General features: G+C 50.3%; 13 protein-coding genes and 2 pseudogenes. 11 read left to right on the forward strand and 4 right to left on the reverse strand.

Translation table 11 applies throughout. The features are described 5' to 3' along the window. Positions 1-259: 259 nt before the first annotated feature. The 7 genes and pseudogenes from NDI45_RS16655 (at position 260) to NDI45_RS16685 (ending at position 9,408) form a co-directional block, all read left to right on the forward strand. A complete protein-coding gene (locus NDI45_RS16655) occupies positions 260-1,633 on the forward strand; it encodes an erythromycin esterase family protein (RefSeq protein ID WP_348247991.1) in 1,374 nt (457 codons plus the stop codon). A gap of 303 nt (positions 1,634-1,936) precedes the next feature. After that, on the forward strand, positions 1,937-2,341 hold the full coding sequence (locus NDI45_RS16660) for an HAD hydrolase-like protein (RefSeq protein WP_348247992.1): 405 nt from the start codon (positions 1,937-1,939) through the stop codon (positions 2,339-2,341). A 26-nt stretch (positions 2,342-2,367) separates the two neighbouring features. After that, positions 2,368-2,703: pseudogene (ssuB, locus tag NDI45_RS16665) on the forward strand (aliphatic sulfonate ABC transporter ATP-binding protein); the annotation flags it as partial. A 722-nt stretch (positions 2,704-3,425) separates the two neighbouring features. Further along, complete coding sequence (locus NDI45_RS16670) at positions 3,426-3,824, forward strand: hypothetical protein (protein WP_190792411.1); 399 nt, start codon at positions 3,426-3,428, stop codon at positions 3,822-3,824. A 45-nt stretch (positions 3,825-3,869) separates the two neighbouring features. Next, positions 3,870-4,353: pseudogene (locus NDI45_RS16675) on the forward strand (SDR family oxidoreductase). Between the two features lie 587 nt (positions 4,354-4,940). Further along, positions 4,941-7,091, forward strand: a complete 2,151-nt coding sequence (locus NDI45_RS16680) for a serine/threonine-protein kinase (protein WP_348247993.1) — start codon at positions 4,941-4,943, stop codon at positions 7,089-7,091. A 271-nt stretch (positions 7,092-7,362) separates the two neighbouring features. Then, the gene (locus NDI45_RS16685; RefSeq protein WP_348247994.1) at positions 7,363-9,408 is read left to right on the forward strand and encodes a CARDB domain-containing protein; all 2,046 of its coding nucleotides are present in this window, start codon (positions 7,363-7,365) and stop codon (positions 9,406-9,408) included. A 359-nt stretch (positions 9,409-9,767) separates the two neighbouring features. On the opposite strand, the gene NDI45_RS16690 is transcribed toward NDI45_RS16685, so the two are convergent. Beyond that, positions 9,768-14,879 carry a protein kinase gene (locus NDI45_RS16690; RefSeq protein ID WP_348247995.1) on the reverse strand — a complete coding sequence of 1,704 codons (5,112 nt, stop codon included), beginning with the start codon at positions 14,877-14,879 and terminating at the stop codon, positions 9,768-9,770. 466 nt (positions 14,880-15,345) lie between these two features. Here NDI45_RS16690 and NDI45_RS16695 point away from each other — a divergent pair, with 466 nt between their 5' ends. The 4 genes from NDI45_RS16695 to NDI45_RS16710 all read left to right on the forward strand — a co-directional run bounded on the left by NDI45_RS16695 (position 15,346) and on the right by NDI45_RS16710 (position 18,677). Beyond that, positions 15,346-15,621: a UBP-type zinc finger domain-containing protein gene (locus NDI45_RS16695; RefSeq protein ID WP_348248051.1), complete on the forward strand. Its 276-nt coding sequence runs from the start codon at positions 15,346-15,348 to the stop codon at positions 15,619-15,621. A gap of 383 nt (positions 15,622-16,004) precedes the next feature. Next, complete coding sequence (locus tag NDI45_RS16700) at positions 16,005-16,571, forward strand: CAP domain-containing protein (RefSeq protein WP_190792415.1); 567 nt, start codon at positions 16,005-16,007, stop codon at positions 16,569-16,571. Positions 16,572-17,127: 556 nt separating this feature from the next. Beyond that, entirely contained in the window at positions 17,128-18,024 is an 897-nt protein-coding gene (locus tag NDI45_RS16705) for an alpha/beta hydrolase (protein ID WP_348247996.1), read from the forward strand. 374 nt (positions 18,025-18,398) lie between these two features. Beyond that, positions 18,399-18,677, forward strand: a complete 279-nt coding sequence (locus NDI45_RS16710) for a Mo-dependent nitrogenase C-terminal domain-containing protein (RefSeq protein WP_190792417.1) — start codon at positions 18,399-18,401, stop codon at positions 18,675-18,677. A gap of 39 nt (positions 18,678-18,716) precedes the next feature. Here NDI45_RS16710 and modB read toward each other — a convergent pair whose 3' ends face one another. From modB to NDI45_RS16725, 3 genes are all read right to left on the reverse strand, one after another. Beyond that, entirely contained in the window at positions 18,717-20,603 is a 1,887-nt protein-coding gene (modB, locus tag NDI45_RS16715; RefSeq protein ID WP_348247997.1) for a molybdate ABC transporter permease subunit, read from the reverse strand. A gap of 132 nt (positions 20,604-20,735) precedes the next feature. Further along, positions 20,736-21,560, reverse strand: coding sequence for a molybdate ABC transporter substrate-binding protein (modA, locus tag NDI45_RS16720; RefSeq protein ID WP_348247998.1), 825 nt, complete (start codon positions 21,558-21,560; stop codon positions 20,736-20,738). A gap of 156 nt (positions 21,561-21,716) precedes the next feature. Next, positions 21,717-22,112 carry an AraC family transcriptional regulator gene (locus NDI45_RS16725; RefSeq protein ID WP_348247999.1) on the reverse strand — a complete coding sequence of 132 codons (396 nt, stop codon included), beginning with the start codon at positions 22,110-22,112 and terminating at the stop codon, positions 21,717-21,719. Positions 22,113-22,209: the final 97 nt, after the last annotated feature.

Raw genomic sequence — 22,209 nt, forward strand, 5'->3', positions numbered from 1 at the left:
GCCTCTCGTTGTAACATCCTTGCAGCCATGCCGGAAGTCATTCGTCAGCACACGCTATTTCACTGGTGGAGGCAGGCATAAAATAGTGTTACTTTACTATCCGGATTCCGTATGAGATTATCTCCCAAACCATTCTCAACCATTACAAGATTTAGGACTGGCGGGGGTGCTGTTACCAGCGCTCAATATGGCGTTTGGTCGATACCTGAACAAGCGTATTTCAGCATGATGGAGTTATAGCAACCGGAGGTTGAGAATCATGTCGCAAGAGGGAATTGCTAGTTTAGTCGATGCTATTCAGCAAGCTGCGTATCCCTTAACCGGGTCAGCCCAAGACTATGATGCTTTGCTGAAAGCGATCGGGGATGCTCGATTTGTGCTGATTGGAGAAGCATCTCATGGAACTCATGAGTTTTATCAGCAGCGAGCAGAAATTACAAAACGCCTGATTCAGGAGAAGGGCTTTATCGCAGTGGCAGTGGAAGCGGATTTTCCCAATGCTGACCGGGTCGATCGCTTTGTTCGGGGCATTAGCAAAGATACAACGGCAAGAGAAGCACTAGACGATCTCGATGACTTTCCGCTATGGATGTGGCGAAATACTGATGTGCTCAATTTCGTGACCTGGTTACGTCAGCACAACGATACCTTGCCTGATTATGGGGCAAAAGTGGGCTTCTACGGGCTCGATCTCTACAGCATGTTTGCTTCAATGGAAGCGGTGTTGACTTATCTGGAGCAGGTTGACCCCGAAGCGGCAAAACAAGCTCGTCATCGCTATTCCTGCTTTGACCATGCGGGCGAGGATTCAGAAAGCTATGGGTATGCGGCGACCTCTGGTTTAAACGCTCCTTGTGAAGATGAAGCTGTAAATCAGTTAATGGAATTGCAGCGTCGTCGGGAAGAATATGCCCAACCTGATGGCAACGTAGCAGAAGACGAATTTTTTGATGCTGAACAGAATGCTCGTTTAGTCAAAAATGCAGAAGCCTATTACCGTTCAATGTTTCAACGTCGAGTAAGTTCCTGGAATGTGCGCGATCGTCACATGGCAGAGACATTAGACCATTTGGCGGCTCATCTAGAACGACAGGGCAAACTGCCCAAGGTTGTCGTCTGGGCACACAATTCTCACTTGGGAGATGCACGGGCAACCGACATGAAGAAGTTAGGGGAGTGGAACCTGGGGCAACTGGTGCGAGAACGCTATGGACAAGATGCCTTCTTAGTCGGGTTCACCACTTACAGCGGTACAGTTGCGGCTGCCTCTCACTGGGGTGATCCGCCAAAATTTAAGCAGTTGCGTCCGGCTCTACCGGAAAGCTACGAAACGATTTTGCACCAGGTTGAATTGCCGCAATTCTGGCTCGACCTGCGCGATCAAAATTCAGCTGTTGCAGGGCTGCGACAACCGCGACTCGAACGGGCGATCGGCGTGATTTATTCACCTCGAACCGAGCGAAGAAGCCATTATTTTCAGGCTCAACTTCCAGCTCAATTTGATGCTGTGATCCACATTGACAATACAAGCGCAGTCGAACCACTCGATCATCCCGGAGGAGAAACGGCTTCGCATCAACCCTATAAACTCAAAGCCGCAGAAGTTCCAGGCACCTTTCCCTCCAGTTTATAACCTCACCCTTTTAGGCAAACAAGGCTAGAGTGGTTTGAATAATATAACAACTTTATCAGTAGCTCATTCTGAAGGTGGGGTGATCGTCTTCACAGTCATACCATTAGTATGAGGGAAGGGAAACTGTTCCTTGCATAGGATGGTCGTACAATGATTTTACCGATGCAAAACGATGTCCCTACTCCTGGTAGACCTCGACGGTACACTTTGAGAACCCCTTAGCGGGCAGCAATACTTTCAGCATCCTCAGGATCAGCAGGCGATCGAGGGGGCTGACGCTGCGCTTAGTTCTTATTTTGATGAATGGACATTGTGGGCATCACCAATCAAGGAGGTGTTGCAGCAGGACATAAATCAATTCAAGAATGCATTGCAGAGCAACAGTACACCCTGCAACTCTTCCCGCAGCTTAAAGAAATCTACTTCTGTCCCGGTTTTGAAGGCAGACGATGTTTTCGCGTGACTCGTCACAACTTCCACAACCATAGTCAAAGCAAGTGGTCGGGGCAGTACAGTAAACCCGGCCCAGGAATGCTGAAACTGGCGATGGCGCGGTACAAGCATAGCCCTCAAAATACTTGGTATGTGGGCGATCGCTCAGAAGATGAAACCGCTGCCCGCCGGGCTGGGGTGCAGTTTCAGTGGGCAGAAGATTGGATTGAGCAACATCAAGCGTCTGTGGCTGAACTTACAAATGTCTCTCCATAAAATGGCTCTTGTTCAGATCATATTCTCTGCTCATGCTCGATGAATCCTTGGGGACCCTCGATGCCCTGACCGGATTGAAATGCAGCGACTAATTGAACGAATCTGGCAGGAACACCGATTTTCTATTTTTCTAATTACTTCATGATGTGGATGAAGCAGTGATGCTGGGCGATCGCGTTCTCCTGATCGAACATGGTCAGATTACGGTAGATATGCCTGTAACGCTGCCACGTCCCCGCCAACGCAAATCTCAGGAATTCATAGCGCTGGCAGAGGAAATTTTGGAGCAGGTAATGGGGCATCAAGCGGATTCAACGAATGTACAACCAGCAGAAATGACAGAAATCATATACGCCTATTGACTTCTACCACAAGTTAAACTTGAGCTGCCACTGTTGGCACGTTATAGAGCAGTATTTCCAAATGCAGTGACGCACTGATGAATTCAAAAAGAATTGCAGCAGCAGAACTAAACATTTAACCAATTTCCTTTCGTTGGGCAAATTATATGGTTTTGTGCTTACATGATTTTTTAATTTAAGGCACTCCCTTATGAATACATAAGCTTCGCTATTTTGGATGAAGCAACCTTGTCAAGATGGCGCTTTAATAATTAAAATCGTTAATAAATCGGAAAAGACTTGATGCGATAAGCGTATTAAATCGCTTTAGTGGAGATATTTATATAAATACTCTGTTAATGCAAAAGCCCTAAGAAACTGATGAAGCTTTTTAATAGCCTCAGTTAATGAGTTTAAACGCTGTACTTGCGCGGTTCACGATCGCTTTACAAGCCAAATTGAAAATCCAAATTGAAGATTGATTGTAGACATGAATGTTGAAGAAAATCGTGAATCATAACGGAGAGTACAAGCCATAACGATGAAACAGTGTTGGAAGAGGTCGCTTCTGATCCTATCCCACTAATATCCCTTCCACAGATCACCCGCCTCCAGAAGATGCTGCTAATCCAGATGAGGAGACGATCGAAGCTTCCCAAAGCATGTCAGATGAAGCTGATAATCGATACATCCATTAACCGCTTTCAATAACCACTTTGCAGTTCCTATGCGAGGAGAAACTCATGAGTGACCCATCCCTATCTGATCAAGCCGTCAATCCTGATCAAGCAGTTGTTGCATCCGCGCAGTCTCAGCCATTAACTGCTCAAAATATGCAGGGGAGTGCAATGCTGGACGCTCGTGTAGAAGTCGGTGGTAGACAACCGGAGGGCGATCCAATCAGTGCTCCGATCGCTACCAATTTCTCAAGTGCACCTGGAACAGGAGATGCGAAAACGGCTGATGCTTCCGGCGAAATGGGAGCCTTTTCTACTGTCGAACCTTCAGCTGAGAAGGGGGCTGTCAATCTCCATAACAATCCAGATATTCCTGCAAACAGCAGCGATTCGCTACAAGGAGTGTTACCTGACACCGAGCAAATTGGTATGCCGACAGATTCTGCAACTAACCTGCCAGATTAAAGGCATCTAATTCCTCCCTCCATCCTGCAACGCCAAATTGCTTAGATTACAGGACCAAGTCGAGGACTGGGCAAAAATACTGCTCTGGCACTGGCAAAAAAAGGAACGGGTGCGATCGTCACGGATCACAGAAATGAAGTGGAAGCCAAAGTAGTCGTCTCGGCGATCGAAGCACTGGGCAGCAAAGCAGTACCTTGCCCAAGCTATGCCGGTTATGCTAGCGCGAAGGGCGCGATCGAGGTGTTAACCCGGTATAGGGCGAAGGAATTGGGACAAGACAAGTTACGCTGAATACGATCGCTCCCGGTACAATCGAAACGGATTTTGGCGCTGGTATAGTGCGAGACAATTCAGACATTAACCGCTTCATCGCTTCGCAAATGGCTTTGGGTCGCGTTGGTGGGCCTGATGACATTGGTGTGCGATCGCGGTACTGTTGTCTGAAGACAATCGCTTGTCCGAAGACAATCGCTGGGTGAATGAACAGAGAATTGAAGTTTCCGAGGGCAATCGCTCTAGGTTCAACTGAACGCGCTTGGCGCGACAAAATCGCTCGTAGCCGCAATCCAGGGAAGTCGATCGGCTCTGCCTGCAAAAGCAGGTTTTTTCGTTGGTCGCCTTCAATCTCTTTCTTGATACAATACCTAATATTTGTAACACTGTATCAAAAAAAGCCTCTGTGATTATCGATACAGTTAATCCGAAGCTTTACCCCCGTTGTTCTGTCAGTGTTCCCTTGATTGTTCAGGTTTGCTATCGGAATACGTTCTATTGTTTAGGTCTTGTGCAGGAATCGATTGAATCGCATTTGAATTCTAATCTCGGTTTGTAATCCTTCAAGCCATCTGTCGAAAGGTAGATTAGAAGAAATGTGTTATTGATAACATCGATCGTCGGACTGACTACTGAAGGAAGCGTATTTTCCAACTGAAATTAAAATGAAGAGCTTGTGACTTCTTGCATAAGACAGCAATATGGAAGATATATTCTTTTGGGTTTATCCGGAGGTAAGAACCCACTTTAGAACTGATATTATATTGCTGAAATTATTAGGGTGAGCATCAATATAGTGACCGTAGAATAATCAGACTCGATTCTGTAAGCTACATAACAATCATGATTGGCAAAACACTGAGTGGACGCTATTCAATCATCCAGCGGTTAGGTGGGGGAGGATTTAGCGATACTTATCTCGCTGTAGACAAGCAGCTTCCTACGGTTCCTCGCTGCGTTGTGAAGCGGCTGAAGTCAAAATCACCGGACACGGCAACTTTAAAGACCGTGAGGCGTCTATTCAATGCGGAAGCCACAACTCTATATGAGTTGGGTCGCAGAAGCGATCGAATTCCCCGTCTGCTTGCCCATTTTGAAGAGGATGAGGAATTTTATTTAGTCCAAGAATTTGTTGAAGGACACGACCTGAGCCACGAGCTAGCCTACAGCAAGCGGCTGAGTGAGGCAGAAGTGATTGCGATGATCAGCGACATCCTCAGTGTGCTTCAGTTTGTGCATCGGCAGGGCGTGATTCACCGGGATATTAAACCGCGTAATTTGATTAGGCGACAAGAAGACGGCAGGATTGTACTGATTGACTTTGGCGCGGTCAAACAAATTAGCACCGAGGTCGTTCACCTGCAAGCAAAAGGGCAAACCAGCGTCACGATCGCCATTGGCACACCTGGCTATATGCCAAACGAACAGCAGGGGGGTAAGCCTCGCTTTAACAGCGATATTTATGCGGTAGGGATGGTGGCAGTGCAGGCACTCACGGGTTTACCGCCGCATGAGCTGCAAGAAGACTTTGAGACCGGTGAGGTGATTTGGCGAGAACAGACTCAGGTGAGTCAGGAGTTTGGTGATGTTGTCGATAAGATGGTTCGAACCCATTTCATCGATCGCTACAAATCTGTTGAGGAAGTATTATTTGACCTGCGACAGTTACAGGATGTTGTTTTACAGGGTGTTGTTTCGGAGGAAACCGTAATTTATGACCCGGCTACAGTTCCTGGCACGCTTCCTAGCACGCTTCCTGACCCGGTAGAGCCATTCCCAACTGCCTTAGGTGATTCCATCATAAAATCTAGTACAGGTGCCACAGGTACAGGTGCCACAGGTACAGGTGTCACAAGTACAGGTGCCACACGTACGAGCATCGTAAGCACCAGTATCGCTCGTCGCTGGCAATTGCTTCTTTCTCTAAACCGTTTTGTCAATCGCTGGGCGCTTGTGGGAGTAACGCTGGCATCTACCTTTGCGGGATATGGATATTGGCGGTTTCAAGCGATTCCCAGCAGTAGAGCCCTCACAACTCAATTTTTGCCTGCACAGCCGCCGAGTTCGTCCCAGGGTTCATCTCAGAATTCGTCCCAGAATTCACTCCAAAATTCATCTTTATTTACCCTTGCGAACACGTTAGCGGTCCATCGAGGGGCAGTTGATGCGATCGCCATGAGCCCCGATGGCAAAACCTTTGTGAGCGGCAGCGAGGATAATACTGTGAAGCTGTGGGATTCGCAGACTGGCGCATTGCTCCAAACTTTTTCAGGACATACTGCCGAGGTGGTGGCGGTTACCATTAGCCGCGATGGAGGGATGCTTGCCACGGGGAGTCGAGACAATACCGTTCGGCTTTGGGATCTCAACACTGGAAAGCTGATACATACCCTTAATCATCCCGATTGGGTTTCCTCTGTTGCTTTTAGTCCAGATGGAAAAATGCTTGCGTCAGGCAATTACGCTACGACCGTTTCTGTCTGGAATACAAAAACCGGGGAACTTTTGTGTGACTTTGAAGGTCATTCACAGCCAGTTAAGTCCGTTGCAATTAGCCCTGATGGAAAACTTTTAGCGGCGGGCAGTGAAGATCAAACCATTAGAGTCTGGAGTTTAGAAACAGAGAAACGGGTTCATACGCTCGATCAACATGCGGGTGCAGTGGAATCGGTTGCGATGAGTCCTGATGGGCAAATATTGATCACAGGAGGAACGGATGAAACCTTGATTTGGAATCTCAAAACTGGGAAAGTGGTACAGACTCTGCCAGAGCAGTCAGGCTTTGTTCGATCGCTGGTTGTTAGCCCGGATGGAACAACATTGGTCAGTAGCCACGAAGACAACACGATCAAGCTTTGGAATTTGCAGACCGGAGCATTGCTAAACACGCTGCCTGGACATCAGGATTGGGTTTTATCGCTTGCACTTAGCCCGGATGGAAAAACATTAATTAGCGGTAGCCGAGACAAAGCAATTAAGATTTGGCGTTTGTAGAAATTATCGAGTTATTTTTTGGGATTCGCTCAGGGGTTTGATCTCCAATCTTTACAGCCGCTTCCGCCTAGTAAGGCATGGGAGGGGGGAAGTTTCTGCATCTGAAGTTTCTGGATCTAGAAACTGGGTTGCCCTGAGCCAAAAACTGACGGTATTCCGGCGATCGACCGCAATTTTGAGCAAATTTGATGATCCGGTACGAAAATCCTTCGGTTTTTAAGAAAGAACCGGTGTAAAGACATAGGAACCTGCTAAAAGTTTGAGGTTTAGAATGGAAGACTCTACAGCCTTACTGGCTTCTGGTGCAGTTGATTTAGCCAGAGAATTTGGACCGTCAGGAGATTTCGGAGAATCTTCTCTGCATCGGGCAACTCGCGCTCGGTCGGCTCTTTACTCCGGTGAAACTTTCAGTCACGCTCCCGGAAACAAGCTCGGTCACACTCAAAATAATACTTCAAACAATAAAAAACAATCGACTTTTGATTTGGTTTTCCAAAAAGATGCGGAAGGCTTGAATGACGATCGAAGCTCAGGAATGGATAGCCGATCGGCAGAGTTCAGAGGTTCAAAAAATAAGAATAAGCCAACATCGCCTAATTCGCAGACGCACAACAATCAAGATGGCTTGACGGGTATTGCAGCAGAAGATGCGCTGGTGGGACGGAATCGCCCTGGCTCCGCGCGGGTGAATCGCAGTCACGCTGCAGTCAGCAGTCGTGCTGATTTAATTGGGGTGGTGGATGACGTGACCATGCCAAAAGCGATCGACCCCCGAAGGAAGGATGACAAAGGAAAAATTAAGGTAGATATCACCAATCGGGGCAAGGCTAAAGCTTCAGGATCGCTGATGGTCGATATCTATGCCTCTCCTGACCTTGTTCTTGATGCAAGCGATCAGCTGTTAGACAGCGTAGATCGGGGCAATGTTCAGATTCAGGCAGGCAACACGCGAAAATTTACCTTTAACTTCACGAATCCGGCTGGGGTCGCACCGGGAGCTTATTATCTCATTGTCGATATTGATTCTGGAAAAACCATTTCCGAGATCAATGAAACCAACAATGCAGCCTACGAGCGGGTTTCTGCCTCTGGAACGGATGTAGTAGTGGACTGGAACGCAACGATTTTGAATGCGATCGTGGCAACGAAAAGTTCTCCTCCGATCGCATCTTGCAACATGGCAATCCTCCATGCCGCGATGTTTGATGCAGTCAATATCGATTTTTCACAGCCCGTTTCGCGAGAAGCCGCAGTGGCAGCGGCAGCCCACCGAATTCTGCTGAATCTATATCCCACTCAATCCGCACTGTTGGAAGAACAGCTTGAGATGTCGTTAGCCGAGATTACCAACGGTCAGGCAAAAACCAGAGGAATCGCGCTAGGTCAACTCGTTGCAGACCGCATGCTGGAAAAGCGAAGTAACGACGGCTCACGCGTTCCCGTTCCTTATAACCCCACTCTGGAACCGGGTCGCTGGCGGCCCACACCCCCCGCCTTCGCGCCAGCCGTTCTGCCTCACTGGGGCAAAGTTACGCCATTTACGCTTCAAAGCGGCTCTCAGTTCCGTTCTGTGTTGTTGAATAATCCTCCTCCTGCCTTGAGCAGTGCTGAATATGCAGCAGAGATGAATCAAGTGCAAGCGATAGGCAGTGAAAACAGCACCAGCCGCACCGCCGACCAGACGGAGTCTGCTTTGTTCTGGGCAGATAGTGCAGGCACGTTTACCCCACCGGGACACTGGAATCTGGTTGCCGAACAGCTGGCTGTCATCAAAAAGAATACGCTGGCTGAAAATGCTCGGCTGTTCGCCCTGCTGAATTGTGCTCAAGCAGATGCTGGCATTGCTGCCTGGGATGCCAAGTATCTTTATGACAACTGGCGTCCTGTAACCGCAATTCGACTGGCAGATCAAGATGGCAATGATGCCACGATCGCAGACCCCTTCTGGACTCCGCTCATCCCGACTCCTCCCTTTCCAGATTACGTTTCAGGACACAGCACGTTTAGCGGTGCCGCATCCACGATTCTTACCTCTCTGTTTGGCGACAATACCAGCTTTAGCACAACCTCGATTGGATTGCCGGGTGTCGTCCGTTCATTCACCAGCTTTAAGCAGGCAGCAGATGAAGCGGGCATGAGCCGGATTTATGGAGGCATCCATGTGAAGTCAGCCAATGTGGCTGGCTTGGAGCTGGGTCGATCGATCGGTCAGTATACTTTTGACATGTCGCCTTTTGGAGCCCAGCTTGAATCGCCGGTGAGAAGGGTTAGAACCCAGAGTCGATCGCCCCTCCGGGCAAATGCCGCTAAACAGTGACGCTGTCCTTCACTTGTGGGACTTTCTGAACGATCGAAGTTCTCCAGCAAGGGCTACTGAGTATCTACAAACTGTCTATCCACAAACGGGGTATCTACAAGCTGATTCTGCAAACGCTCCAGGCTTCACAGCCTCAATTCCCCAATATTAGGGGACTTTGAGCGTGAGCAGGAGTGGCTCGGTTCCCCCCAGCATTCACCCGCGAGGGGGCGAACCAGATCGCCGTTTGAACAGGAATCGACAAATCTGTCCGAATGCTTAAAGCCCCCTGTTGCCAGCGATGATCTATTTAGCGGGCTGCTCTTAGGGGGCTGATCAATGTTTGCCAAACTCAATTCTGGATTCCCGATGCAGCAATACTAGTCAATTGACACAGAAGCGATCGCCTGTTGAAAGACGGCTGCATTCTTGAAGTAAATTGCGGGATTATCGACGAGTGCCAGATCGATCAATTCCGCAAGTGCTTTGGGAATTCCGGCTTCGCGCTGGCGAATTGGCACAGGACTGGTTTGCAGCAGTACCAGATACGGATCTTCGCCTTTAAAGTCGCGGGGGAATGTCCCCGTCAACATATAGTAAAGGCAAGCAGCGATCGCCCACAGATCAAGTTCAGGTTGGGTCGCTTTGAAATCGATCGCCTGCTGGCGCGGCATAAAAGCGGCTGCATTTGCGGCAGAGAAATCGCCGAGTCCGGCTTGTGCAATCGCAGTGGCAATTCCATAGTCAGAGATTTTGACGCCCTGGTCTGGGGTAAGCAGCAGATTGCTGGGTGTGAGCCGTCCATGAATCCTGCTTTGAGGTTGATCGGGTGATTGATCTGGGAAAGTTGCCTGATGGGCGTAAGTTAACCCCTCCAGAGCTTGCAGGACAATCTCAATCGCTTCGCGGGGCAAAAGCTTTCCCTGCTGCCGAACCCGATCGGCAACGCTCTTTCCCTCAAACGAGTCATAGGCAAAAAAGAAAGCTTCACTGGCAATGCCAATTTCCTGAAGGCGAAGCAGGTTGGGATGCTGAAGCGATTTCAGCGCATTGACCGATCGCAAAAATGTATCGATCGCCGAAAGCGGAACCGTTTTCTCGGGCTGAAAAAGTTTTAGCGTGACCGCTTTATCGGTTTGCAGCTGCTGTGCTTCATAAATCGAAACGTGATCGGGGTGGCGTGAAACTGTTCCCACTTCCGAGGCATCAAGCCGATGCAAGATCTTGTAGCCTGCAATTTCAGGGAGCGGTGCAGCACTAGACGAGTGACCTAAATGATTCAACGCCGAACGATCGCTTACGGTTTTCTGATCCAAAATTGCGGTTTGACCCACGCCCGTTTCATGAAAGACAGCTCGATTTGCAGCAGCTATTGGATTCACGCCTTCGATCGCAACTTTAAAGACGGTTTTGCCAAGTTTGATTTCGTCTCCCTGCCGCAAGTGATGCCCGGAAGAACGAATCTGCATTCCCTCCTCCGGAGATTGGTCGGGATTTCGCCGTCCAATAATTTGACCATTGACATAAGTGCCGTGCAGGCTGCCCAGATCGCGAATGCTGACCGAGGGCGGATTAATGTCTAGTAGGCAGTGGTAGCGGGAAACCGTTTTGTGATTTTCGTCGTTGGGCAGTGGCAAGTGACAGTCCTTTGCCCGACCGACAATACAAACGGTGCGATCGCGAAAGCTAAACTTCTGCCCTTTCAAAACCCCTTCTGTCACCGTCAGAATGACCTTAGCGGTTGTCTCCAGCTCTGTGAAGGTCGTACCCAGTGAGGTCGCGAACTCCGTCGCAAATGCCGTCGCAAACGCGGTTGAATCCGGAGATGCCACAGCCCTCCGTAAGCTCTCTGGTATAGCTCCCGGTAAGGCTCCCGGTAAAGCCGCCGGTGAAGCAGATACAGTGGCAGATCGAGTGCGGCTTGTTAACTGCTCGCGAACCCCCTCTGGCCGCAGCCAGCCATAGCCCACCTGCTGAAGTAGCCGCATCAACTGGTTAAAGTCGGCTTCTCCCCAGGCAGGCGTTCCATACGGGGTGAGGGCTTGCCTAACGTCTTCGGGACTGGGTTCGCGCAAATCGGGCAGCGTCGCACGAGGCGGCGTATGTAGCCTCAAGAAGATATCTAGATAAGGACTTGCGCCCTCGTCCCAATCGGCAGGCGATCGATTGTTCAATTCCCAGTCCAGTAGCCACAGTTTTATTGTGCGATCGTCACTGCCCGATGCGACAAAGCGACTATCAGGACTAAAGGTGACCGACTGAACCCTTTCCGTATGCCCGGTCAACGTTTGTACAGCGTCTCCGGTTGCCAAGTTCCACAGTTTCACCGTGCGATCGTCACTGCCCGATGCGGCAAAGCGACCATCAGGGCTAAAGGCAACTGATTTCACTGCCTCAATATGTCCGCTCAGCGTTCGCACACAGTCTCCAGTTGCCAGGTTCCACAGCTTCAGCGTCCAATCATCGCTGCCTGACAGTGCCATTCGTCCATCGGGACCAATCGCGACAGAAGACACGATCGCACGATGTCCCTCCAGGGTTCGCAGCACTTCACCGGTTGCCAATTCCGCCAAAACTACGGTTTTATCCGCCCCACCTGACAGCAGCGATTGTCCGTCCGCACTAACTGCCACTGCGGTGACGCGATCGGTGTGGTAGGTCAAGGTTCGCAGACAGCGTCCGGTTGCGGTGTCCCAAAGTCTCACCGTGCGATCGTCACTGCCTGACACGGCATAGCGTCCCTGAGGATGAAAGGCAACCGCCCGCACTGTGCCCTGATGTCCGGTCAGCGTTCGGAGTCTTTCGCCTGAGTTCACATCCCAGAGCGTCACTGTTCCATCGGCGTTGCCCGATAGCATCTGGGTTCCGTCTGAACTGAGGGCGATCGCCTCTGCAATACTCTGATGTCCTTCAAAGTTGAGCAGACAGCGTTCCGTTTCTACATCCCAGCGTTTAAGGGTGCGATTGACACTGCTAGAAAGGATGGACTGTCCATTGGGTTGAAAGGCAACTGCCCGTACTGAAGCCGTGTGCCCGTCCAGGGTTGTCTGCTCCCAGATCTCGCGGAGAGATTGGCGCGGTAAGTCGAAATAAAGCTTTAACCATGCCTGCACTGCTTCTATGCCCCGTGGGTAGCCGGAGCGTGCTGCGCGCAAATGCTGAGCTGCCGCAGGGGCATCGCCGCGTTTCAGAGCTGACTCCGCCTGGGTAATTTCCTCCTCATAGCGACGATCGCCCGTCAGAACTACCGCCGCAGGCAACATTTGCGACAGCGACAGAGGGGCAAAATCAGCGGGGGCATTCAGGTGAACTGCCCAGAGCTTCAGGCTGTCGCGATCCGTAGACAAGGCATAGCGACCGTCCGAACTGAGCGCGATCGCGTAAATTTCCGATTCATGCGGTTCAAAGGTCCGCAGACATCGCCCCGACTCGACCTCCCAAATTCGCAGTCGCCCATCCTGGCTGCCTGACAAGAGATATCGCTCGTTGGGACTAAAGGCGATCGCCTGCACCCCTGGGTCGTCAAACGTTCGCACCACCTGCCCCGTCGAGAGATCCCACAGCTTGATCGAGGTATCGCCTGCCAGCACATAGCGTCCACTAGAACTAAGGGCAATCGCTGTGAGCTGCTGATGTCCCTTCAACGTCTGAAGCACCTGCCCCGTTGTCAGATTCCAGAGTTTAATCGTTTGGTCATTGCTGGCAGAAATAGCTTCGCGTCCGGTTGGATCAAACGCCACCGCAAACACCCGCGCCCGGTGCCCCCGTAGCGTTTGCAGGCATCTGCCCGAGTTTACATCCCAAAGCTTCAGAGCTGAATCATCTGCACCCGACAAAATGTTGCGTCGATCGGGGCTAAAGGCGATCGCCCGTATCGTACCTTTGTGCCCATTGCTGCTGCTAGTAGGCGGCGATGGATTCAACAGGCGACGAATTTTATCCCGAAAGCGAACGCGTTCGACCCCGCCAAACGTGAACTGAAGGCTATTAGAAGCAATATTCCAAAGTTTGATTGTTTGGTCTTCGCTGCCCGATAAAAGCTGGCTACCGTCGGAATTAAGCGATACGGCAGTCACCTGTCCTCGGTGTCTCCGAAAGGTACAAACGCAGCGACCGCTGGGAACCTCCCAGATCCGAATCAGGCGATCCGAGCCGCCCGATACCGCATACAGTCCGGTGGGACTCAGTGCGATCGACGATACCCAACGACTAGTGCCTTGCTGGTATTCCATAACGCGATCGCGAAACTCTGGCAATAGCTGCTTCGCCTGGGGACATTTTTCCCGGAGTTGTGCCAGCAGCGGCGATAAAGTATCCGTGTGGATGCCCTGCGCCTGAACTTCTTCTAGGAGCCGAAGTGCAGTGTCATAGTCGCCCCGCTCCCAATGCACTAACCCCAGAAAATACTTGCTGTGCCCATCTTCAGGAGAAGGACGGTTCGCTTCGAGCTGGTTCAGCAAATCGCGATCGCTTATTTTGCCCGATCGCCAAAGCATTATTCCTCGGTTGTAGATTGAATTGAGGTGCTGCGGCTGAAGGGTGAGGGCTTCGTCCCAACGCTGAAGGGCTTCTGCACCCTGATCCAGATCCACCAGTGCCAGTGCCCAGTTGTTGTACGAATCGGCACTTCGCAATGGAGACGGCTCCTGACGCGGGTAGAGTGTCCCTGTCACCGTTTGGTAAATTGCTTGCATCTGATTGGCGACCTCCCGCAGGCTCCCAGGACGCAGATCTGGAGCATTCTGGAAGCATCGACGCAGCAGTTCTGCTACGGGCGCAGGCATCCGGGGAATGCCAGAGGTCATGCCTTCTAGATAGCGATCGAGCACCTGAACTGCCCCCAGACCCGACGACCCAATGGGTTTGCCTGTAAACATTTCCAGCAGCGTCAACCCCCAACCCCAAAGGTCAGTTTGGGAAGTTAAGCCGGTCTGATTGATCTGTTCGGGCGATTGATAACCTGGGGGAGCCTCGGCTAGCCCAACCTGAGTGATCTTGGCAATGCCATCGCCAGCCATTAAGACAGTTGCAGGGGTTAGATTCTGGTGGATTAAGCCCTGATCGTGCAGGGTTTGCAGTCCCCAGGCAAGCTGAATGGCGATGTCTAGAATGCGACGAAGCAGTGCGCTCTGCTCGTAAAGCCGCCAATTTTGAATCCACTGATGCAGGGTTCCGTCACTCCCAAACTCGGTAAACATCAATGGCTGCTCACCGGACGGCTCATTCACCCACCGTAGATAGTAGGCGTTTGCCACATGGGGATGCAGCCCCAAGCCTACCCAGGCATCGGCGGTTTGCTTCAAGGCCTCGATTCCACCGATCGCTGCGATCGCCCTCGGCTTGAGACGATGAATTGACAAATCGATATTCCAGCCCAGATGCCGCGCCCGGTAGACCTCGCCAAACTCATCCTGATACAGAATTCCGATGACCCGATACAGATCCAGGATTGTGTCCCCAGCCTGCCACTGTCCGCTGTTCTGGTTTGACATAACAGTAATTTTTTGACTTACGCCGAATCGATCGCGACAACTAGAAATAGGACGTAGAGGACGTTTGAAAAGTTGTGGCTATCGCCCAAATTGCCCCCTGAACCTCCAGGCTCGGGGAGAACATCGCTCGCTTTAGGGATTCAAAATGCACCCAGATGGGGAACAGAAAGGGAAATAGCGGGGCGATGTAGGACACTTGCGACTGTTTAAACATCCTTCTAGATGATCATCTGATTCCAGTGTGTCAGTCAACCTTCCGGAAAGGGCACTGATTGAGATCACTGATGAAGGATTCCGATTCTGTATTTTTATTTTTATGCGTTCTTTAAAGGAAATAATAGTGCAGCAAGCCATTGGGCTGTGTCGCAAAAACATAAATAGAGTGTCTCTATCCTGCACGATGAGACTATCATGGGTGAACAAGATTGAAGATACGCTCTCAACTTATCTACCCCCCGGTAATCCAATGCCCTGTCAACATTTGAATGAATTGACTGTAGAAAACCTGATCCCAAAATCTAACTATCCTACCTTTCAGTGCGAGGAGTGCGTTCGGGTAGGCGATCGGTGGGTTCATTTGCGAATTTGCCAGACCTGCGGGAAGATGCTGTGCTGTGATTCCTCTAAGAATCAGCACGCCCGTCATCACTACAAGGAAACGGGACATTCTGTAATTAGTTCGGCAGAGCTGGGGGAACAATGGCTGTGGTGCTTTGTGGATGAGCAGGGGAAGAACTATTAATCAATTCTGATGATTTCAATAACGGATTCTGATAATTCCAATAGATCGATTTCCAAACGACGCTTAAGCAGGATTTTAGTTAGCCGGACAGCCTGATCATCGCATCAGAAAGCCTGCAACAAAGGAGATTTTCGCCCAAACGATCGCAAATCTCCGCAAAATTACGTCCGTACGCGCGGTTTGCTTTGCTTTTTGCCCAATCTGGCTGGAAAGGAGCGTCTTGCTGCATTGTGCAACAAGTCCTGTTTTTCAATCAAAAACGATCGATTTTTGTACCGCCAACACATTTCGCAGCATTCGTCATCGATCGCTGTCACATCCACCTCCGATAAAGCCTAGTAGTGTAGAGGCTGCAATCTAGACCTGCTTGGAGGTAGTTCTACATGAATAGCATGTCGCGTTCTACAACTCGATCACCACTATCTTTAGGAGGATCTACGAAGCGGTCGCTCGATTTCCAGCCTGTTCGCTCTGGTGGAGCAAGCGAGTTCGGAGGACTTTCGGCGGAGAGGTACGCGCTTCCTCAGACGTTTCCTCGGAGTATCAAGCGAGCCGCCTCTACAGCTTTAGCAACCTTAGAGCGATCGGTCTTCCAGAAGATTAACCAGTATCGCCAGCAGCAAGGGTTATCTTCGATGAGGTTGAACAGCACAATTACCCAACAGGCTAGGCAGCACAGCCAATCGATGGCAGATCTCCGTGCTTTAAGTCATGACGGTTTTAGCAGCCGGGTGCTAACGATTAGAAACTCGATTCCTTTGCGTGCCTCAGCCGAAAATGTTGCCTTCAATCAAGGCTTCAGCAATCCGACGGCTCAAATCGTGAATGGATGGCTCAAGAGTCCGGGGCATTTTCAAAACATTATGGGGGACTACAACCTGACTGGAGTTGGAGTCGCTCAAAATAATCAGGGCGAATTCTATTTCACTCAGGTTTTCATCAAGCGCTAACTTCGATCCTGCATTAGAAATTCGATCGCTACCACCTTCACTCAGTAGCGCGACAGCAACCAGGGAGCTTCTACCACGTTCAGAGTCTTATCGCTTCAATGACTGGCTTTGCCGCATTCCCTGAAAATATGCCTTTTCTCAGCAATCAATTTAGCAATCCATCTCAGCAATAAATGTCTGTGAACCTGAACTCACTGCATTGACGCAAATTCCTCGATCGATTAACTCAAACGCAAACCTTTTTTCCTTTAGCAGCAGCTAAACCACGATCGCGATTTTCTTAAATTCAATCCGTCTTTAACACGTTAAGGGCTTGGGGATAGCACTGCGATCCGCCATCGGAAAGACGTTAAGAAGGCAGAAGAGAAGTAGCATGGCACATCATATGGATAACACTGGATAATCACCAGGTGCGTCGTGTCATGGGCTATATTCATCGTCTCTCGGCGCAAAAACCGTCTGGCAAGATTGAACCTACTCGCTGGCGATCCTCGCTGAAAAACTGGGGACATGAGCCGCTCAAAGATTAGATGCTCATTTATCAGAGGCTCAAACGATGTTTATACCAATGGGTTTTGGTCAGCAATCGATCGTCACTTCTCTGGGAAAAATCGCGTATTACACAGCTGAGGACAAGCTGTGGAACACAGGGAATACTAACCCAGAAACGCTGGTATTTCTTCATGCGCTCGGCGGCGGTTCCTCTGCCTATGAATGGTCAAAAGTGTATCCTGCTTTTGCCGCAGACTACCGGATTCTCGCACCTGATTTGATTGGCTGGGGACGTTCTGATCATCCGGCTCGCAATTATCGCGTTGAGGATTATGTGCAAACGATCGTGGAGTTTATCAAACAGAGTTGCACTGAGCCGATCACGGTGATTGCATCGGGTTTAACGGCTGCGTTTACGGTACGGGCTGCGGTGCAACATCCCGATTTGTTCAAATCCCTGATCCTGGTGACGGCGGCGGGATTGAATGATTTTGAGCAGAACTATCAAGACAATTTCTTTGCCCAACTTATTAAAACGCCGCTCCTCGATCGCCTCTTCTACAGTGCAGGGGTTGCGACCGCGTTTGGAATTCGCAGTTTTCTAGAACAGCGGCAATTTGGCAAAAGCGATCGGGTTTATCCAGAAATTGTCGAAGCTTACCTCCAGTCTGCTCAGCAGCCCAATGCAGAATATGCGGCACTGGCGTTTGTACGCGGCGATTTGAGTTTTGATTTGGCACAGTTCATTCCCCAGCTCGTGACACCCACCGCTTTGATCTACGGAATGCCGACCGAGTACACCAGCCCTGAATTAGGACAGCGTTTTGCCAAACTTAACCCATCTGCAATTCGCGCCTTTCAATCTGTAGACGACACCAGGCTCACCCCCCACCTGGAACTTCCTGCTGTGGCGATCGGATTAATTCGCAAGTTTCTCCCGTTGCTTGTAGTTTCTGAATAATTTTAAGCTGGCGTTTTAAGCTGGCATTGCTGCTCCGACAGGTGAATTCTGTAAGGGTGATTTGCAAACGACCACTAGCGCAAAACTCCCTATCCGCAAATCCGATTTCCATTCAGCAATGCCTTTAATCTCAGGCTGCGGTTTGAATGGGTACGAGTCGCTTGCCGACCTAAAGCCGAGCCATCGATTCCTGTTGAGAAACTCTGCGCCAGAAGTTACAGAATGCCAGAAATCACAGAGTCGTGTGAGTTAATCAGGGTCGGAACGTTTTGAGAACGCTTTCGGAACGCTTCCCTCGCTAATTTAGATTCAGATAGCAAGAAACAGACTTCAAGTTATCCCAACGACTCACAGTGCTCTGGAGGAACATCAATATGAAACGCTTCACAATCAACCACCTCAATCTTCTCGCTGCACTCCGTCAACAACTCGAATCGGTTGAAATCCGCAATCATGAGATGGCGCACTGGATATGCAAAGTCATTCCGGCGCAGTGTCCTTTTGAACGAACCATCAAGTTCTTCGATCGCCCTTTGGTTCACATTCCCCCTTTGTGCAAACTCAATCCCTTGTATGACCAACTGGTTGAACTACGGTTTAAAGCTTTGGTGTATTTAGCAGACTATCCTGAATCAAGCCCGGTTCTATCCTGAATCATGTCCGGTTCCATTCTGCTACTCATTCACCCATTTTCACTGAGTTGGCAGCATTGAGACACTTTGTTTCAAGTCAGCCATCAAAATGAGGCTCAGGGGGTCAAATTGAACATACCAGGGAAAGGGATGATCCTTAATCGCCCGCCACTTATCCTTAAACAATTCCGCTTGCAGATGATAGTCCTGTAAGTCTTTGGGCGCAGCATTTAGCTTGAGGAACAGGGTGATTCGGTGAGGCGTTTCACTGGTGGAAGTTACCCAAGCGGGAAAAGTGTTTGTTTTGCCTGCTTCAGGATGCGTCGTGATACGAATTTGATGGGCACGAATTCCGACATCGGTAAGGTTATCGGGAATGGCTTCCACGGTTTGCAGCGTCACGCCCCAATCGATCGCCTCGATTGCATCTGATCCAGCGACGGCAGCCCGGGAAAAGTTTTTACATCCGGTGAGCTGGGCTACGCGCACCGTGCGAGGATGCTCAAAAATCTGGTGTTTCGAGTCATAGGCGATCGCCCTGCCGCCAGACATCACCAGCAGCTTTTCACACACTCGATAGGCTTCCTCTAAATTGTGCGTGACAAAAAGCGTCACCCCAGAATAGGTAGACAGGGTTTCGACGAGCTGCCGCTCAAGCTGGCTGCGGAGGTAGGTATCCAGTGCTGAAAACGGTTCATCCAGCAATAACGCTTCTGGTTCGGTTGCCAGTGCCCGCGCCAGCGCAACTCGCTGCTGTTGTCCCCCCGAAAGCTGATGCGGATAGCGATCGCCTAATCCCTGTAACTGCACCAGGGCAAGCTGCTGATTAACTCGCTGCGATCGCAGGACTTTAGGTAAACGCTGCAACCCAAAAGCGATATTCTGGGCAACGGTCATGTGAGGAAATAGCGCATAGTTTTGAAATACCAGGCTGACTCTGCGTTGATGGCTGGGGATATTAATTCGCTGAGCTGAATCGAACAGCGTTTGCCCATTCAAAACAATTCGTCCTTGGGTTGGTGTTTCGACCCCCGCAATACAGCGCAGCGTCATGCTCTTGCCGGAACCAGAGCCACCGAGGAGCCCTAACGTTTCTCCGTGGGCTGCAAAAGCCGTGTCCAAGGTGAAGTTTGCAAGCTGTTTCTGGATGTTAACCAGCAATCCCTGCTCTGTATTCAACAGCAGCGAATGGGTCAGCGGCACAGCAGGAGAATTACCAATTCGATCGCTTCTGCCGTTCACGGGTTCATTCGCTTCCACAACTCCAAAGGAATTTTTCTGAATTTTACGCTCGTGCTGTTTCTGCCATCGGTTGACCACAATAATCCCTGACAGCGAGATCGTCATTATCACAATCACCCATAGCCACGCTTCTTCCATTGCGCCTGCTTCCACCGCAAAGAAGATTGCCATCGGAATTGTTTGCGTTCGACCGGGAATATTGCCTGCCAGCATCAGGGTTGCGCCAAACTCCCCCAATGCTCGCGCAAATGCCAGTGTGGTCCCAGCTAAAATACCTGGAACCGAGAGTGGCAGCAGGATTTGCCAGAAAATTCGCCCTTTGGATGCCCCCAAGGTTTGGGCCACTTGCAACAGGCTGCTATCAACCTGTTCAAATGCTCCCAATGCCGTTTTGTACATTAGGGGAAACGCCACGACGGTCGCAGTGATCACAGCAGCGTACCAGGTAAAGACGATCGTGAAATCAAATCCAGCCATCCACTGGCCAAGCAGACCATTACGACCCAACAACAGCAGCAGCAAAAAACCGACTACAGTGGGCGGCAGAATGAGCGGCGCGACAAAGATTCCCTCAATTACAGACTTCCACCGTCCCCGATAGCCTAACATCCAGTAGGCAGCTGCCAGCCCTGTAAAGAAAGTGGCGATCGTGGCAAGCCCGGCGGTTTTGAGTGAGATCCACAGTGGAGAGAAGTCGGGGGTCATAAAGAGGTGAGGGGTGGAAGGGCAAATCAGTGAAGGGGCAGAGCAGTAGAGATAAGACAGAGGCTGTAGAGGCTGTGCTTCCCTTGGGGTAGGTTTCACCTCTGCACCCTGCTAAACTATTCACTCCCTCTTCTAACGGGCAATTCCAAAGCCATAGCGTCTAAAGATAGCTTGCGCTTGACTGCTGCTCAAAAATTGCTCATACGTCTGAGCTGCCTGCTGGTTTCGGCTGGCGGAAATTACGGCGATCGGATAGACGATCGGGGAGTGGAGGCGATTAGGGGCAGCTGCTACCTGTATGACCTGATTGGTAATTCTCGCGTCCGTTCTGTAGACTACGCCTGCATCTGCGTTGCCGCTTTCAACGGTTCCCAAAACGCTGCGAACGGAGTTGCCGTAGACAAATTTAGGACGAAGCTGCTCTAAAATTCCCAGATTTGTAAACATTTCCTGGGCGTAGGTTCCAGCCGGAACACTGCGAGGTTCGCCCACCGAAATTCTTCTGACATTGGAATTGATCAATTGCCGAAAACTCGTTAGTCCCAGCGTCGAATTGCTGGGGGCAACCAGCACTAAATCATTTGTAAGCAGATTGCGACGGGTATTGGTTACAATCAAATTTTTCTGTTGTAAAGCATCCATCTGACGGCTTGCAGCCGAAATAAATAAGTCAACGGGTGCGCCCTGCTCAATCTGCTGCTGAAGCGGTCCTGAAGCGGCAAAGTTATAGTTGACGGTAATGCCGCGATCGGCTGCTTCAAAGATAGGATCGAGTTCTTCAAGGGCATTTTGCAAGCTGGCTGCAGCGGCAATCAAAAGCGTTGTAGATTGAACCTGGGCTGGAGCAGGCATGATCGTCTGAATGCCGTTTACTGCGAAATTTCCCAAAGGAGTAATTGCCAGCAGCAGTGCTGCAACTATTCCGCTTAAGAATCCGAGAAGGCGTTTTCGGTTCATCAAAGTATCCTGGAGACTAAGATTGGGTATGGCCACTTGTGATACCCATCTTATGGAAGGCTGATGTGGAAAGCCAATGTGGAAGGCTGAATAGAACACAAGACTTGAGCCAGTTGCCGAATAAGAGCTAATTCTTTGCAGGCTTAGATTTGGCTGTTAAGCCGGGCGCACTTCGGGCGACGAAGTCGTTCGCAGCCGTTCAACGTCCCGCATCGGGTCTAAGCTCAGCTTCAGCCCTAAAAACGGCTTGTTGGGTGTCGCCTCAACCACCCATCCGCTCAACGGTAAATCAACCGAAGCAGCAAGATATTGCATTGCGCCATATTGATATGCTTCCTCACCCAATAACGCCTCTTCTTGACCTTGCACGACGATCGCAAGCATCGGCTCATCGATACTGTGAAATCCGGTCAACACTGCATCCGATCGTATCAGGTACAATTGCTCGATCGCAGCCGGATGGATACCACTGTCCTCGGTATACCGCATCACCCGTGTTGCCAGTTCCTGGCACTGCTCCGCGATGATGTCAGGGTTAGAGATTTCGATCATGGTAAAGACTCGATTGACTCAATGCCTTACTTCTGACGATTATAGAACTTCTCTAAACGATCGCCTTGGTAGAGAATTAGGCAATTACTAGATAGAT

The organism is Leptolyngbya sp. GB1-A1 (assembly GCF_039962475.1).
Classification (GTDB): Bacteria; Cyanobacteriota; Cyanobacteriia; order Elainellales; family Elainellaceae; genus Leptolyngbya_A.

Coding starts and splice junctions, on each gene's coding strand:
- NDI45_RS16655 (WP_348247991.1), top strand. CDS start 260: ATGTCGCAAGAGGGAATTGCTAGTTTAGTCGATGCTATTCAGCAAGCT.
- NDI45_RS16660 (WP_348247992.1), top strand. CDS start 1,937: ATGGACATTGTGGGCATCACCAATCAAGGAGGTGTTGCAGCAGGACAT.
- NDI45_RS16670 (WP_190792411.1), top strand. CDS start 3,426: ATGAGTGACCCATCCCTATCTGATCAAGCCGTCAATCCTGATCAAGCA.
- NDI45_RS16680 (WP_348247993.1), top strand. CDS start 4,941: ATGATTGGCAAAACACTGAGTGGACGCTATTCAATCATCCAGCGGTTA.
- NDI45_RS16685 (WP_348247994.1), top strand. CDS start 7,363: ATGGAAGACTCTACAGCCTTACTGGCTTCTGGTGCAGTTGATTTAGCC.
- NDI45_RS16690 (WP_348247995.1), bottom strand. CDS start 14,879: ATGTCAAACCAGAACAGCGGACAGTGGCAGGCTGGGGACACAATCCTG.
- NDI45_RS16695 (WP_348248051.1), top strand. CDS start 15,346: ATGCCCTGTCAACATTTGAATGAATTGACTGTAGAAAACCTGATCCCA.
- NDI45_RS16700 (WP_190792415.1), top strand. CDS start 16,005: ATGAATAGCATGTCGCGTTCTACAACTCGATCACCACTATCTTTAGGA.
- NDI45_RS16705 (WP_348247996.1), top strand. CDS start 17,128: ATGTTTATACCAATGGGTTTTGGTCAGCAATCGATCGTCACTTCTCTG.
- NDI45_RS16710 (WP_190792417.1), top strand. CDS start 18,399: ATGAAACGCTTCACAATCAACCACCTCAATCTTCTCGCTGCACTCCGT.
- modB (WP_348247997.1), bottom strand. CDS start 20,603: ATGACCCCCGACTTCTCTCCACTGTGGATCTCACTCAAAACCGCCGGG.
- modA (WP_348247998.1), bottom strand. CDS start 21,560: ATGAACCGAAAACGCCTTCTCGGATTCTTAAGCGGAATAGTTGCAGCA.
- NDI45_RS16725 (WP_348247999.1), bottom strand. CDS start 22,112: ATGATCGAAATCTCTAACCCTGACATCATCGCGGAGCAGTGCCAGGAA.